The organism is Quyinboa sediminis (assembly GCF_042219855.1).
Lineage (GTDB): Bacteria > Bacteroidota > Bacteroidia > Bacteroidales > UBA5342 > JBHJHP01.
In genome coordinates this window covers 528004-545211 of the sequence record NZ_JBHJHP010000004.1, presented here as the reverse complement: position 1 = coordinate 545211, position 17208 = coordinate 528004, and the positions used below count along the sequence as shown (strand labels likewise).

The following is a 17208-nucleotide window of genomic DNA, read 5'->3' as shown; positions in this document are numbered from 1 at the left end:
TTTTCATCTTCCATCAACATCGTTACAATCGGATCTGCATCCGGCTGTGCAGCTGTCTCTGCCATCGTTTTGGACTCAGTTACATAAGCAACTTTCTTCGCTCTTTCTATAACCACAGGCTCACCTGATGCCATTCTCTCCAACTCATTAAAGAATATTGTTTTTCCTACTTCAGTGAAGCCAAAGTAAACAACTTCTGTATTATCATTACCGTTACCCAGATAAGTACGATCTCCTTTTGGCGCGTGACCAGCTCCAGGATAGAACTCAACATTCTTTTCCCAACGCATAAACAGCGGTTCATTAATTGTTGATGTCATCAACAACTCACCGTTACCGGCATCATCACCCTCTGTGTCAGGAGCAAAGATACTGAACATGCCATCCCAGTAATCAATAGTGGTTTCTGTGATACCATCAAATACTGCATCTGTTGGTTTAACAATCTGTGCCTTTAACACGGTATCAGCGTTCACTGTTATGTTATTAGCAACCTGAGTCGGAGTCCAGAATGCTCTGCCACTGTTAGACCTGATACCATACATATTCATACACAGCACCGGTGCCGTAACTTCATCCCATGCATCTTTAGCTGCACCAACTTTATCACTTCCAATGTTACGTCCAATCACGACAACATCGTAATCACTTAAAGCAGTTGCATCATCCATAGTAATTACACCTTCACCTCCGTCAGGAACAAAAGTCGTTACCAGGTAGTCTCCCTGAGCTTTGATAGAATCTATAACTGCAACATCATATGCAGATGTGGTTTTTGTTACAAAAGCCAGTGTGTACGGTGGTACTGCATACAATTCCCAGTTGTCGATATAACATAACTCATTACTCAATCCGTAATTATTGAAATAGATAACTGCTCCACCCGGTACAGTTCCCTGAGTAGTGAATGTAAATGAGATTTCTTCCCACTGATCATTCAATGTCGATCTTACCTCCATTGGATTTGGATTAAGGATATCTCCTCCAATACCAATCTGACATTGCCCTGAACCGGCAGCATAAACCATTGCTTTCACAAGATATGTGGTATTTGGTTTTAACAGGCTTGCTGTATTCAGTAAATCAATAGATCCACCATTATTACCAACAATCATACCACTGCTGGCACCACAATAGGCGTCAGGTCCGTACATTACAGATCTGTTACCCCATCCGCCAAAGTTTGATATCATAGTCAGCTCCGGATCAGATACGAGGTTTTCAAGTTCTGTATAAGTAGGTGTATAACAATCGTTATTTACAACCATTGTATAAATAGTGTAAATGATAGAATCCGATTTATCTACAGAAACAACTTTCACTTCTATTGTATCAACTGTTCCTTCAATTGCAACATCACCGGCGCCTGTTACAGCAGCACCGTCTGTCATAGGAACAGCAGCGATATTTACATTTGTTGTTCCTTCAGCAACTGAAAGCACCATAGTTGTAACACCTGCATACGGATCATAAGTTGGAATTAATTCCCCATCTGCCGATGATAATTCAGCCAGGCGTGCATCAGAAGGACTAAGGAATGCATATGCATTATCAGAAATCGTCTGCGCATCCAGTTCACCATCATAAATATTAAATTCATAAATAGATCCCTGCCATGTGGCATCATTCCAGAAACCTTTTCCTAAAAATGCATTGGTAGGATCGATTGTAAATCCATCCGTAATGGCACGTTGATCGTAGCGAACACCATCCCTGTAAAGCAATAGAGAATCAGTGGTCAGTACCGTTACAATAGTATGTAATTTACCATCGTTATGATACACATCATTTCTGAAAATTTCCTGTCCGGAATAGGTTGTACGCATCTCAGTATTCCAATGACCCAAGGAAGTATAGAATGCATTAGCTCCGGCATCACCACCAAAGTAACCTGTCCAGTTCCAACCTGTATTAGCTGTTTCTGATCCCATGAAGTTGTATTCCATTGTAATGGCACTATATGAATTCAGGTCAAGTGCAGCACCATCAAATGATACGTAATCACCGTTTTCATCCAGGACCAGTGCTCCATCTGCTGTAACAGCATTACCTTCCAATGTACCGTTTACAGAACCAACTTTATCAATAACTGTATCAGCATCTTCAAAAGTATAAGAGTGCTTCAATGCCGGCGGTTGCATATACCATCTTGGATCTCCAGCGGTATATCTGCCCTCAAAATATTTATCATTAATGGTGAAGTCCTTATTAGCTGCATCTGCGAACAGATTTGCATCTGCACCTGTGTAAGCCATTGGTGCTGATTCAAAATCAGATGATTTTAATGTACAATCTGAAGTCATATAAGAATCATAAGCCTTCACACTAACTCTTGAATTTGAATTTGCTGTACTTTTTAACTTATTATTTGATTTCCCAAAAATTGATTTTTCAATAATGACTCCGTTAAGTACTGAATCTGCATCTAATCTGATAATATAACCATCATTTGGTGTGTCCTGGAAGGTACAGCTTGAGATTACGACAGAGTTAACATCAGCAGTACTTTTCCAACGCAACAATTGTGCAACACTGGAGAATGTACTGTTAGAAATTTCAACGTCTGCACAATAAGCATCTGCATTGTCCATTATCATCACACCATATCCACCAATACTGTCAATAACAGAATTATTGATCTTAAACAAGTCAAAATTATTTGTTCCTGTTTTGCAACGAAATACTCCTCTTAAATTGTGGATATATACATTATCAAGGATGAATTTATGTATACCGGCTCCGCTTTTTGAACTGTTCATTAAGTAACCTGCACTTATATCTCCTTTAAATTCCAGATCATTTAAAATAATGAAATCCAGAACACTATCCTGAGCAACATCCAGTGAAGATCCACCCATATCCAAAATAGCAGGATCTCCCTCGCCAGCTTCACTCATTATACGTATAGACTTAGTAAGTACAGTTGATGTGAAATCATACGTCATACCTCTTTTCAGTACAATCGTTGCACCCTCTTCAGCGGTACCTAATGTTGTTTTTAAGATTGAAGGATCATCGCTTGCCGTAAGATCAATAGCTGATAAATCAACAAATGAAAAATCGTCATAATAAACAGTGGCACCAGAATATGTTCTTACTTCAAAATAGAATTCATTAGCTCCTGCGGGTGCAGTAACTGTTGTGGTGTAAGTTGACCATACTCCCCCATTATTATCCAGATAATCAGTGCTCCCACCGCCAGGTCCTTGCAACAAATCTTTATCTGTGGTGTTGTCATTGACACCATCTGTTGACCATTTAGACCATAACCTGCAATCACTGCCATCTCCTACAACACCAACTTTGTACCATATTGTCAACTCATAGGATTTTCCCGGAACAATACCCGAGATCAACTGACCTAAATCTTTTGTTCCACCAACGTGCATGGCTGAATACATTCCTCCATGAACAGCAGTATCCACGGACTCCCTGGTGGTATTCTCAACATGAGTCCAATTAGAAGGTGTATTTGCATCGTCCCACGATTCAAAATCACCATTTAACAAAAGGTTCTGCGCACTCATGCCCGTTATGACAAAAAGCCCGAGAACCAAAAACAAAGTGTTTAAACGTCTCATAATAAATAGTTTAATTTTAGCAATAAATTAATAGTTATGTGTATGAAGTATAACCCGGGATTTATAAATTGCATTCACAATTCATTGCTGGAAATACTCCAAAAATATCTTAATATCAGGCATTTATGCTGATAATACTTTTACAAATAAGAAATCTTAATATACCACGCGTGGATACACGTAAACAGTGTATAATTTTTTCCATACAAATAGAATTACGTTAGCACTAAGAATAAAATTTCACTTATTGTTTTTCACATACAGCACTAAAAATACTGAAAGGATTTTAAAATTCAATGGTAATTTGTAAATAAATGCAAAAAAACCGTAAGATTACTACCCCATCCTAAAGATTATTTCCTGCTGCATCCAGTATGTCACTATGGATATTTTACGTCGGATAAGAACAGGCCCTGCGGATAAGCCTGGTTTAAAAATTTGAATCTTTCACCTGAATTCAGATGGTGATCAAACTCAGAAACGGTCATTCTTCCCAGACCGATTTCTATAAGCTTTCCAACTGTTATCCGGATCATGCCACGTAAGAAATGGTCTGCCGTAATTTGAAATGTATATCCGTCCTCCTGTTTGTTTTCTGCAAATAAAGCATGTTTCACTACACATTCCGTATTCGAATGCCGTGCAGGTGTAACACAAAAGGCCCTGAAATTGTGCACCCCTGTTAAATGCCGCGCAGCCTCCTGAACATTTTTTATATCAAAACCTTTTAAATCGTAACAGGCACTCAGTTCACTTAAAAAGGGATCCTTGGTTGTATGAATATAATAGCAATAACTTCTTTCCTTTGCACTAAACTGAGCGTGTAAATTGTGGCTTACCGGAAAAATATCATTCACAGAAATATCATCCGGCAATTCTTTATTTAGGACGAACAACAAATCTGGTTTTAGTGTTTTATCGGTATCAAGATGAAAGAAATAGCGTGATGCGTGAACGCCGGTATCAGTCCTGCCACATCCAACAATATGAAGATTTGTCTGCAGAATTTTATGAAGTGCTGACTCTATCGTCTCCTGTACACTAACCACTCCTTTCTGTTTCTGCCAGCCGTGATATGCAGTTCCTTTATAACGTATACTAAAAAAATATCGACTTTTTAATTCATGCATGCTTAATCAATAAAAAACCCTTTGGAGATCGCCAAAGGGTTAAAAGTAATACAAATAGTATAATTACTAATCACTTAACCATAAGTATTGTCTTGTATTTCCTGTTTAGCTGTACTGTATAAAGACCCGGAAATAGGTTGATGTCACGGATTGTAAGGCTTCCGTTACCAGTATTTTCGATCATACCTGAATGAACCTGACTGCCATTCACATCATAAATTTCAAGGTAATTCCGCCCTGCAGCTATTGGAGCATCAATAGTTAAAACTGATCCATCTGTTGGATTGGGATAAAGCTTTATATCCGCTACTGCATGTTCAGATTCAATCGGGTTTACAACAACGTCAGAATAGTTAATTTTTACTTCTGTCACACTGTTCCAAAAGCTGCTACTGTTACCAAATCCATGGTATTTAACATAGCGTGCCTTTACATCATCAAAATCAAAATTTTCAAATTCATTCTCTGGCGTCACCCCATTGGATTCGCCATTGAATACTTCTGTAAAGTTTTCTCCGTCATCAGATACTTCAATAGCAAAAAACGCCTTCCGTGTATTGCCATTATAAAATGCAATATCAAGGGATTCCACTAGCCGTTGTTCTCCAAGGTCATAGATAATCCACTCATCAATACCCTCTGAAGACCAGCGGGTAGAAAAATTAAAGTCCAGTGTATTTTCCGGAAGGTTGGTTGTATTGGGCTGATAACCACTAAAGTCATACACACTGACCTCTCCGCTGAAAATGAAACCCAGAAATTCACCGGGTTCCAGAAGCTCAGTGCTTTCACTATAAACATTTTCTGCAGAAACAGAATAGCTACCAGGATCCAGGGGAGAAATTTCAAGCACAACACTACTATCATTGCTTCCAGCAGAAACACTTAAAACCTGAACATCACCTGTTATGGTATAGTTTTCAGCATTTGTAGCGCTTTCCATATCCACTTTATTCGTAAAGCTCAGTTCTATGTGTGTATGATCAAGCACAGCCACTGAATCCAGAAAAAAGGTTGAGGGTTGAGGCAAACTGCCCTGGGCAAGATGTACCACCTCAGTTCCTGCCATTAAAAAAGCACCAACACCAAAATCGGCATTCGAGCTGAATGTCACCGGTTGTGAAGATGAAGGTTGTGATCCCACGCCCTGAATATACCCAACATATCCATTATCGTGTAGTGCAATGGTCGTCAGGCCATTCCAGGCCTTCTGCACTACAGGATAATACGTTGCACTATCGAGAATACCGGCATTTATACCCCAGGCCAGACCGTAGGTAAAAAAGCTGGTTCCACTTGTTTCCGGTCCGCCATAATCTTCCGGATCATCCAGGCTGGGATTCCATAGTCCGTCTTCACGTTGTCTTGAAACTAATGCCTGAGCCATTTTTATAAATGTTTCAAGATATTCATCTCTATGGTTTTCATCCTCGGGTAAAAGCTTTAAAATTCTCGTATGTGCTGCAAATACCCATCCGTTTCCGCGAGACCAGTAGATATCCTGTCCGTTTGGTGTAAGTTTAACTTCAGGAAGAAAAGATTCGTCCCGATACCACAGTCCTTCTTCAGTGTTATAAAGGTTCCGGGTAACTTTTGTATTGTTGTACAATTTGTACATCTGTTCAAAATAGGCTGTATCATTATGCAGCAGACCAAGTTTGGCAAAACCCGGCATTGCCATATACAGAGCATCAATCCACCACCATGAATCGTAAATATCCCGGTTAACCATTCGGGTCATGGTAGCATCAATGGCCGCTATTTTTGTTTCATCTGTCTCGCCATCAAGCTTATATAATTCAATATAAGACTGCCCTGCGCATTGCTGATCGGCATTAACGGTGGTTGTTCCTCCACTCAATTCCCAGTTATGTTTTTCAGCCCATGAGATGGCATAATCCAGGTAATCCTGTTTTGGATATAACTGGTAATAATCCAGGTTTCCCGTAAAATAAACGGCATTGGCCCATTCCCTGTCACCCGGATCAGGATGCGTTGATATCCAGTAATTATTGACCTTTTTTAGTGTGGCAATAACCTCTGCTTTATCCGGCAGGGCCTGCTGTGCATATACAGTACCGGTCATCACAAACATAAGTGCCATAAAAGCAGGTAAGGCCGTAAGTAAGGTATTAAATTTTATCTTCATCCTTTAAATTTCGCTTAATCCTTGTCAATAAATCTGTATACTTCTGAAGCAGCCAGCAAAACAGCACCAACACCAAAATTCGATGTTGAATTCTCATCAACAATCTGTCCCGGAATAGCTCGTTCTCCAATAGGTTGTACGTAACCCACCCGTCCACTCTCATCAATGGCTACTGTAGTCAGATAATTCCATGCTTTAATAGCAGATGGTAAATATGTTTCTTTTTCCAGAAGGCCGTTATTAAGTCCCCAGAACAGACCGAATGTATAAAAAGCCGTTCCACTGGTTTCGGGCCCCGGGGCATGTTCAGGATCCAGAATACTTCGTGTCCAGTATCCTTCAGGTTGCTGCGCAGATATAAGGGTTGCAGCCATATGCTTATAAATATCTTCAAATTCAGCTTTATGCACATAACTATCCGGCAGGTCAGAAAGTATTTTTGCAAGGCCTGCAAAAACCCATCCGTCACCACGGGCCCAGAAATCCTTTTTCCCGTTTAACGATTTATGCCTGGGATAAACATATTTGGCATCACGATAAAACAGTCCTGTTTCCTCATCATACATAATGCTTTGAGCATACTTAAAATACTCATACAATTTATCCAGATACTGTTGATTACCGGTAACCTTATAAAGCTTGGTCATAACAGGCATAACCATATAAAGTCCATCTGCCCACCACCAGTAGTCATTTTTACCGGTACTCATTTCGTATTCCATTACTTCCCTGGCCCTGGCTATTTTTGAAGAGTCCTTTGGTTCGGTCAGATTAAACAGGTCGATATAAGTCTGAAAACATATCTGCCAGTCGCCAAAAAGCACATGATCATCATTTTCACCGTAATGGTATTTCCATGCGGCCTTATTATCCGATTTTGCTCCTTTCCATTCATTGCGAACCGCCCATGCCTCGGAATAATTCAGGTATCTGTCCAGTCCGGTAATCTCATACGCGGCAATATTACCTGTATGATAAGCCGCATTATCCCAGAACGCCCTGCCATGTTCGGGATTGAGGTTCTGCCAGTTATCATTAACCTTTACAATGATTGACTTAACCTTCTCCTTTGACGGCATGTCAGCTGCTTCACTGGTACATGAAAACATAGTCCCTGCTGTTAACAACAGGAATAAAAACAATTTACTGTTTAAGCAATTCATATTAAGCACTTAAAGTATATTAGAAAATTTTAGTTATTAAAATAAGTCAGATCCCATTTGTCATGCCATTTCAAAACCGGCTTATCGTTTTCAAAATCAACCGGCAACCAGATATATCTGCCATCGATAGGATTACGTGGCCGCCAACGGTCAGCCATAAAAATAAATGCATTCTTTTTCCCCGGAACCGGTAAAACATAGGTACTCTGAGAATGAAAAGTCAGGTTGGCATCATCTCCGACACATGGATTCCCCAATGCTGTCCACGGTCCCCAAACAGACTCTGCCACGAAAGATCGGGCAGCATTGGGATCCCATCCGGTACAGCCGGAAGCAATCATATAATATTTTCCATTCCGTTTAAAAACAGCAGGAGCTTCATTATGTCCGGCCGGGAATAGCCGGGTCCATTTGCCCGTAAAACCAGTATAGTCAGGTGTCAGTTCTGCAATATGCAAGGTCAGGTTTTCTTCTGAAGAATGAATATGGTATGCTTTACCGTCATCATCCACAAAAAGCGTCATATCCCTTGACATCTGTCCCTTATCGAAATCCCTGCTGACCATCATGCCATTTATCACCGCTTTTCTCCATTCCGGCGTCCACCATTCCAGGTCCGAAGGGTATGCTTCATTCTTCTGCTCATCGGTAAACTCTACAGGCCATACACCGGGATTGACACGATAAGATCTCAAGTATGTATAGGGACCAGTAACATTATCGCTAACAGCTACTGCTGTCCGTGCCGCAGAATAACCTCGTCCTTTTAATTCAAGATGAAACCACATGACAAACTGTTTACTTGAATCATTATAAATAACTTTCGGCCGTTCCATAACGCTTCCTGGTTCAATATCGTGCCCCTGCTCGTCAATTGTGGAAAGTGCAATCCCCTCATTTTTCCAGTTGTATAAATCATCCGAAGAATAACATCTGATGCCCTGAAGTGATGTATTGCCACGTCTGCCTTCCGTTTTGTGTTCACCAAACCAGTAGTATTTGTTTTTGTATACCAGAACACCACCACCATGAGCGTTAATGTGTACACTGTCTGCATCGTACCATAATGCTCCGGGCTGAAATTCCTTATTTACGATCTTAGCTTTATTCCTTCCGGTTACGAGATTACAGGATGTAAATGTCAGGGCAAAAACGGAAATAATAAAAGTCATTAAAACATTAAATCTTTGTACGCGTTGGTTTTTTAACATAGTGATTATTTAAAAGTTTTATGAACCGAATATACAAATCCGATCTTACATTTTTCCGCAGAAAGTCTGACGGAATATCAGTATTCAAAAATAGATTTATATCCTGAAACCCGGTATCAAAAACACAACATAGACTATCACAAATTTGATAAAACCTTATGAAGTCCGCATTTTAAAGAAAAAATACACCGTAAGATATCATATAATCATGCATTTCCACCCTTTTCAATATACTCTTTAGGCGTGCATCCGTAATACTCTCTGAAACATCGTGTAAAATATGACGGACTGGAAAAACCAACCATGTAAATAATTTCTGATATAGAGCGTTTGTTCTGCAACAGCATTTTAGCAGCTGCTTTCAGTCTTTGGTTACGTATAAACTCTTTTGCGGTCTGCCCGGTTAAAGCTTTAATTTTACGGTAAACCTTATTTGGACTTACGCCAATTACCATACTGAATTTTTCAACATCGAACGAGGTATCATCAATATTCTGGTTCACTGCTTCAACCGCTTCTTTAAGAAACTTGTCGTCCAGGGAAGTTAATTCAATCTCCTCCGGTTCAAGCAACTGATCTGCTTTAATCTTATCCCTTATCCGCTGTCTGTTTGCCAGAATATTCTGAATTTTTAATCTCAATGAAATCAGGTTGAACGGCTTGTGAATATAATCGACAGCACCAAGCTTTAAACCCAGAATTTCATCCTCACGCATTGTTTTAGCCGTAAGAAAGACCACCGGAATATGAGATGTGGAAAAGTCTTTTCTCAGTGCCTTCATCATCTCAATACCGTCCAGTTCCGGCATCATAATATCTGAAATAATCAGGTCGGGTTCTGTTTTTTTAGCGGTTTCAAATCCTTCATGTCCATTAAACACACCCGTTACTTCAAACTCATCCTCCAGACCCGAAACAATGAAATCATTCAACTCACTGTCATCCTCTACGATCAGCACCTTAGGTTTGCTCTCAGGCAAAAGATGATCAGGATCAGGATTTTCCTCCGGGTCAACTTCGGGTGTTATTACGGTGCCGACTGGTTCTGCCTCATCTGATTCGGTTTCAGGATGCAAAACCGGAAGTATAACACGAAAACAACTCCCTTTACCTGTCTCACTATCCAGTTCAATATTTCCACCGTGTAACTCTACAAATGCTTTGGATAAAAACAGTCCTATACCACCTGTACTTTGCGTTTGCCTGCTGTTGGCCTGAAAAAACTTCTCAAAAACCTTTTCCCTGAATTCCTCCTCAATTCCAATTCCTGTATCTTCAACTTCAACGACCAATACTTTTTCTGTATCGCTTTTTTCTTCAATAAAGGCTCTCACGGTTATAGTACCGCCATCTTCAGAATATTTAAAGGCATTGGAAACCAGATTATAAAGCACTTTTTCAAATTTGTCAATATCCACATCCGCATAAATCACAGCATCTGACATTTCCTGCTTTAAACTGATATTTCTGGAACCCGCCATACTTTTATACGATTCAATCAGATCGTCAATAATCTGGCTGATATTTGTCTTCTGGAAATAAACCTCCATCTTTTCCTGCTCAACTTTTCTGAATTCCATTAACTGGTTCACCAGTCTTAGTAGTCGTTGGGCATTGCGTTGAATCAATGTAGCCTGTTTAACAGCAACCGGTGGCAGGTCTTTATTTTTTACCAGTTCTTCTGCAGGACCCTGAATTAAAGTCAATGGCGTACGGAATTCATGCGTTATATTCGTAAAGAACCGCGATTTTACTTCATTCAGCTCATGCTCTTTTTCAAACTGCAGATGCTCCAGCATTATCTTCCCTTTTTCCCTGACCTCAATTATTGAATACTGTTTAAAAAAGTATAGTAAACCAATAAGAATCAGAGCGATAACTATATAAGCAAATGTTGTATTCCACCAGGGCGATGCCACAATAATCGTCAGTTCTGCTGGTTTACTGCTTTCAATACCATCGCTGTTAGTTGCTTTTACCTTAAAAATATATTCACCGGGACTAATGTTTGTATATGTTGCGGAGTTTCGTGTGCCCGCATCGTTCCACATCTCATCAAATCCTTCCAGAATGTATTTATAAGTATTCTTTTTCGGACTTTTAAAATCCATCGCAGAAAACTCAAAGCGAACTATTTTATCACGGTAAGAAAGTTTTAAGGATTCTGCATAAGGAATAGTTTTATCCACACCATACAGGTCCGCAACCTCTTTGTTATTTAAATCGTTATTGAACACAAAAATATTCGTAAACAGAACCTTTGGCGGTAAAGAAGAAGGCAGGAGGCTATCTGTATTCATAGTTACAAAACCATTGGCACCGCCATAAATAAGATCACCTGAAGGGTTTTTGATACAGGTATTACGGTTGATAATGATGCGCTGATAATCTTTCGTCAGGAAGGTTTTTACTAACGAATCCCTTAAAATATTAAATTTTACCACCCCCGTATAAAGTCCAAGCCACAGGTTGCCATCATCATCTTCCTCAATGTTGGAAATTATCTCATCGTCAAGAAAATTGAAGGATGGGTATCCCTTGAAGTATATTCTCTTTTTACCATCAGGTCCTTCATGAGTAACTTTCCGGTTCAGCCCTGAATTGGTACCAATCCATAAATTATCAAATGAATCTTCAAAAAGTACATTAATCACATTGTCATTGATAGAACCGGTATCACTGAATGAATAGTGGTACTGTTCAATAAAACCGGTTTGAGGATCCAGACGGTTTAATCCGTTTTGTGTTCCGATCCAAACCGTTCCGTTTCTATCTTCAAGAACAGCCCTTACATTATTATCAGACAACGAGTTGCTGTATTCACCGACAGTCCAGATGCTGGTTTCCTTTTTATCAGCTGTGTAGGTCAGCTTTGCAAATCCACTCTGAGCTGTACCTATCCACAAAACTCCCGGATAGTTCTTTGATGCAACAACATTCCCTACTTTATTTCCAGGTAATCTTGGGGAAGTTGCAGAATTAAGATAAACATATTCCGGACTGTTGTAACGTATTGCGGCATCACCCGGATATAAAATCAAACCTGCATCATCTGTTCCCATCCAGATACCGGCTTCATTCCGGGTAAGATCCAGCACCGAAGATGATCTGAAAACGCTGTTACCATACCGGTATAAAGGCCTTGAAACACTCTTCCTGAAGTTATACTTCCCTGATGTATAATCGTATATCTGCAAGTCATTGTTTGTCCCCACCCAAAGCCTGCCATCATCATTCATCAAGGTACGAACTGTATTTTCCTGTACCTTTCCGTTGACCAACCTTGAGGTTTTGTATCGGGTAAACCCTGTTTTTATTATGCTTGTCCTGTCAATATTAGCGGCACCAACCCATAATATTCCCGACCGGTCAACATACAAAGCAGTGATGTTATTGCCTGAAAGGCTGAAAGAATTGGCAGGATCATGCTTAAAGGCGTGAAACTGAGCTAATGCAGGCGATTTTTTCTGTTCTTTAGGTTCAAGCAGGTACAATCCATCAGCCCAGGTACCTGCCCAAAGATTTCCATAATCGTCATAATAAAGCTGATAAATAACGGTGCTTGAAAGCGAGCGGTTTCCTGAATAATTATTGTAGGCATAAAACTTGATGCTATCCTTATTCTCGTGATAAACCATTTTATTCAGCCCTCCACCCCAGGTTCCGATCCATAAATTATGATCCTCAGATTCCACAATCTGCGTTACAGTATTATTGCTCAGGGAATTAGGATTATTTCTGTCGGGCAGAAAACGAATATAACTTTTGCTGGACCGGTCAAAGTTCAACAAGCCCTGGTACGAGGCTATCCAGAAAATATGACGTGAGTCTTCATAAATATCGCTGATTACATCAGCACCGAGAAAGTGTTCTTTTTTTCCTGTTTCAGGATTCATCAAATACAAGCCTCCACCATTGGTTCCAACCCAAATCTGATTACTGTCATCCTCAAAAAGTGCCAGGATACGATGCTGAAAGGCATAGCGCTTCATACTACTCAGCTGAGGATCGTAACAGTTCAGCCCCGAAGTTGTACCAATCCATATTTTACCCTGATGGTCCTCCATAAGTGCTGTGACCTCACGGTTACTTATGGTAGTGGAATCGTGATATCTTGGTTTGAATATCTCGGTATCATATCCATCATAGCGGTTTAGGCCATTCCAGGTACCAATCCAGATAAATCCTTTTTTATCCTGCAGTATTACATTGGCCCGGCTGCTGGTAAACCCGTCATCAATAGTCAGTTTATTAAAATCGAGTATTTTCTGAGCAAAGGAACCAGTTAAAAAAAATGATACAATAACCAAGGCAGATATCAGTCGTTGCATTTTAAGTTGTTTAATTTTAGATCAGTTGAATAGCAAGAGTTATACCAAATTCAATATTTTCTACGTATCGCTACCGGACAAATTTACACAAATCATTTTTGATTGCAAGAAGCTGTTGAATTACAATTGGTTTTCCCAAATAAAAAAAGGTGCACCAGTTCAAAAACCGGTGCACCTCATTTAAAATTCTTTCAGATCTTATCTCGCCTGGCTTAGAATATAACTATATGTATACGTATTATTCTGCAGTCTGTATTGATCATGCGGCAAACGCCCCCAACTGTCATCACCACCTACACCACGCTGTGCAAGATCTACATACAGGTAGATTTCCTTATGCGGCTTAATATCTGTTGTGTGACGCTGTGCTTTCCATCTTCCCGGATCAAAATCTTCAACAGGATTATGCAAAGCCGTCACACTCAATGGTTGCAGACCTTTTACAACAATTCCGTCTCCATAATTATCTGTCAGTGACAACCAGCGTACATCGGTCTTATTACCGTTTTCCTGCGGACGAATGTACGCAAAATACTGATCATTTACGGTACTTGTAAACTCCCCTAAATGAGATGAATAGTTTCTATCTGCATAATTTTCCCATGGACCACGTCCGTAATACACATAGTCCTCAAAACCGGGTGTAATAACCATGGTCATGCCAAAACGTGGCATTTCCGGCAAATCTGATGCATCAGCCTTATATGCCACATCAACTTTTACTTCTCCTGAAGTATTGATGGTATAATCAATGGTGTAGTCAGCTGAAACATCCTTCAGATTGTAAGCGGATGAAACCCTGACCAATCCTTTTTCTTCAGTTACATTAAAACTTTTCAGTTTTGCTTCCTTACCGGCATTCTTCCATACAGCCAGTTTCTCAGGCATCTGGTTGCCAAAATCGTTATCTACAGGGGCACGCCAGAAGTTAGGACGTGGAGCAGCAGCAATCAGTTCCTTTCCATGTGAAACAAAGCCGATCATTTCACCGCTTTCTTTACTGAACGTTATCAGGAAATTCTCTCCTGAAATTACAACCTTATCATTGTTATCTTTCATAACCGGCTTACCGGAGGCTGCCTCAAACTTTTGGGTTTTGAACCAGTCATCCTTGTTCAGTTCAACCTGATCTCTGGCCATTTCAAAATCAGCAGGAATCAGTTCTGATGCTTTTTTTGTAAAGGCATAAAGATTCAGCGCATATTCTTTACCCGGTTCAGGCTTAAACTCAGGTATTTTAAGTGTAATCTCCTTTCCTGATTCCGGTTCTGCATCTACATTGAATGCACTGCCGGCAATAACTTTACCGTTCTCGAGCAGATCCCACCTGAAATTAAAATTTTTCAATGCGGTATAGTTGTATTCATTTTTCACTTCTATAATGCCTTCAAGCGGCTTCACCGGAATGAACTTAATGTTCTGATAGACCTTCTTCACTTCGTTCAATCCCGGATGCGGTGTTCTGTCAGGATTAACAACACCATTCAGACAAAAGTTCTGATCGTTGTGCAGGTGTCCACTCAGGAGATCACCACCGTAACCCCAGAATTTTTCACCTTCATCGTTTTGGGTCAGCAATCCCTGATCAACCCAGTCCCAGATAAAACCGCCCTGCATATTTGGCGAATTGTTGATAATATCCCAGTATTCCTTAAAATTACCGGTACTGTTTCCCATGGCATGCGCATATTCACACATAATAAATGGACGATCCACAGAGGGGCGGTCTGCATATTCCTTCATATTCCTGATTGAAGGATACATTGGACAAACAATGTCTGTGTTCTTATTTTGTCCGGCCTGTTCAAACTGAACCAAACGGGTATGATCACGGCCTTTTATCCAGTCATAGGCTTTATAAAAAACCGGTCCGTTACCACATTCATTTCCCATACTCCAGATGATAACTGAGGGATGGTTTTTGTCGCGCTCAACCAGACGTTTAATTCTGTCCATGTGCGCAGCTTCCCACTCAGGCAAATATGCCGGATGTTTGCTTTTATCAAACCATGACTGGAATTCTGCACCCATTGCATGCGTTTCAATATTAGCTTCATCTACCACATACATTCCATATTTATCGCACAAGGCATAAAGTTCCGGTGAATGCGGATAGTGACTTGTACGAATGGCATTGATATTATGACGCTTCATCTGCTTCAGGTCCTTCATTATCGTTTCAGGTGTTACATAATGGCCGGTCACATCGTTGTGCTCATGAAGGTTTACGCCTTTCACTACAATGTATTTACCGTTTACCCTCAACTGACCGTCTATCAGTTCAACTTTTCTGAATCCTGTTTTCGTACTGGTCGATTCTATTATATTCTTTTTTGAATCTAGAAGTGTAATAACCACCGTATACAAATCTGGTGTTTCTGCGCTCCAGAGTTTAGGATCTTTGATTTTTCCGTCAATATTCACAACAGATTCACCGGATGCAGGAATTTCAACACCTTTTGCTTTCCCCAGAACCCGGTTGCCGTTTGCATCATACAAGGTAAATGCTACGATACCTTTAAGTTCTTCCTTGCCAAAATTCTTTAAGGTAATATCAGTACTTATCTCACCATCCCGGTATTTATCATCGAGATCGGGTTTTACAAAAAAGTCCTGTATCCTGGCCTGAGCTGTGGAATATAAAAAAACATCCCTGTCAATACCGCTCAAACGCCAGAAATCCTGATCTTCAAGGTAACTGCCGTCTGTCCACCGGTACACTTCAACCGCAAGCTGGTTATCACCTTTTTTTACATATTTAGTAATATCGAATTCAACAGGTGATTTCGTCACCTGGCTGTAGCCAACTTTTTCTCCGTTGACCCAAACATACATTCCGGATGTTCCGGCTTTAAAATGCAAATATACACGTCGTCCATCCCAATTTGAAGGAATGGTAAAATTCCGTTTGTATGATCCTACCGGATTGTCTCCATGTGGAATATGGGGTGGTCTCTTCGGATAAGGATAGGTAATATTGGTATAAATAGGAATACCATAACCTTTCAGTTCCCAGTTGGAAGGAACCTGAATATCGTCCCAGCACGAAACGTCGTAATCCGTTTTATAAAAATCGGCCGGACGTTGTGATGGGTTCGGGGCCCAGTTGAATTTCCAGGTGCCACTCAATAACTGGTAGTAAGGAGACGCACTGTAATTATCGGCCAGTGCCATCTCTTCTGTTGGATAGGTCATTGAAGTTGCTCTCGGCACCTCTTTATTTATTCCAAAAATCTGTGGATTTTCCCAGTCGGGACTCTTAGCAGATGATGAAACTGCAATAAACAATCCGCTAAACAGCAGCAGAAAGGTCATTGGTTTTTTAATCATATTATTCTGTTTTTAGTGATTTATTTCTCTTTGCATGTGTCAATAACGTCCTCAGGTTGAAATCAGTTCTGAAAAAGTTGAATCACACTTATTCATGTTGCGAAAATAATGAAACACCGCTGACATATGAGAAAATAATTTGATTTTTTATGTAACTATTTCAATAATCACATTAGGGTTTGGTATTCTTATAAACAGGATTAACCTTTCCGCGTTTTAAAATACATATTCCATAATTGCCAAAGAAAGCCTTAAGATAAGATGCAACTGCCACTGATTAAAAGATCGGTTTGGGATCTTTACTATCATTTTT

7 protein-coding genes are annotated in these 17208 nt (G+C 40.1%); all 7 read right to left on the bottom strand.

Going from position 1 to position 17208, the window contains the following annotated elements:
- Positions 1-3581 (bottom strand): DUF5123 domain-containing protein (locus ACE1EF_RS12605; protein WP_375721026.1); only part of this gene is annotated, 3581 nt, incomplete at its 3' end.
- Between the two features lie 380 nt (positions 3582-3961).
- On the bottom strand, positions 3962-4711 hold the full coding sequence (truA, locus tag ACE1EF_RS12600; protein WP_375721025.1) for a tRNA pseudouridine(38-40) synthase TruA: 750 nt from the start codon (positions 4709-4711) through the stop codon (positions 3962-3964).
- A gap of 70 nt (positions 4712-4781) precedes the next feature.
- Positions 4782-6860 (bottom strand): glycoside hydrolase family 88 protein, encoded by a 2079-nt coding sequence (locus tag ACE1EF_RS12595; protein WP_375721024.1) that lies wholly within the window; start codon positions 6858-6860, stop codon positions 4782-4784.
- A 14-nt stretch (positions 6861-6874) separates the two neighbouring features.
- Positions 6875-7969, bottom strand: a complete 1095-nt coding sequence (locus ACE1EF_RS12590) for a glycoside hydrolase family 88/105 protein (RefSeq protein ID WP_375721023.1) — start codon at positions 7967-7969, stop codon at positions 6875-6877.
- Positions 7970-8052: 83 nt separating this feature from the next.
- Positions 8053-9234 (bottom strand): glycoside hydrolase family 43 protein, encoded by a 1182-nt coding sequence (locus ACE1EF_RS12585; protein WP_375721022.1) that lies wholly within the window; start codon positions 9232-9234, stop codon positions 8053-8055.
- 206 nt (positions 9235-9440) lie between these two features.
- Positions 9441-13565, bottom strand: coding sequence for a hybrid sensor histidine kinase/response regulator transcription factor (locus ACE1EF_RS12580; RefSeq protein WP_375721021.1), 4125 nt, complete (start codon positions 13563-13565; stop codon positions 9441-9443).
- Between the two features lie 198 nt (positions 13566-13763).
- Positions 13764-16895: a beta-galactosidase, LacZ type gene (gene lacZ / locus ACE1EF_RS12575; protein ID WP_375721020.1), complete on the bottom strand. Its 3132-nt coding sequence runs from the start codon at positions 16893-16895 to the stop codon at positions 13764-13766.
- Positions 16896-17208: the final 313 nt, after the last annotated feature.

What these genes read in the sequence shown, in the direction of transcription:
- ACE1EF_RS12585 (WP_375721022.1), bottom strand. Translation starts at nt 9,234, where the DNA reads ATGTTAAAAAACCAACGCGTACAAAGATTTAATGTTTTAATGACTTTT.
- lacZ (WP_375721020.1), bottom strand. Translation starts at nt 16,895, where the DNA reads ATGATTAAAAAACCAATGACCTTTCTGCTGCTGTTTAGCGGATTGTTT.
- ACE1EF_RS12595 (WP_375721024.1), bottom strand. Translation starts at nt 6,860, where the DNA reads ATGAAGATAAAATTTAATACCTTACTTACGGCCTTACCTGCTTTTATG.
- ACE1EF_RS12590 (WP_375721023.1), bottom strand. Translation starts at nt 7,969, where the DNA reads ATGTTTTCATGTACCAGTGAAGCAGCTGACATGCCGTCAAAGGAGAAG.
- truA (WP_375721025.1), bottom strand. Translation starts at nt 4,711, where the DNA reads ATGCATGAATTAAAAAGTCGATATTTTTTTAGTATACGTTATAAAGGA.
- ACE1EF_RS12580 (WP_375721021.1), bottom strand. Translation starts at nt 13,565, where the DNA reads ATGCAACGACTGATATCTGCCTTGGTTATTGTATCATTTTTTTTAACT.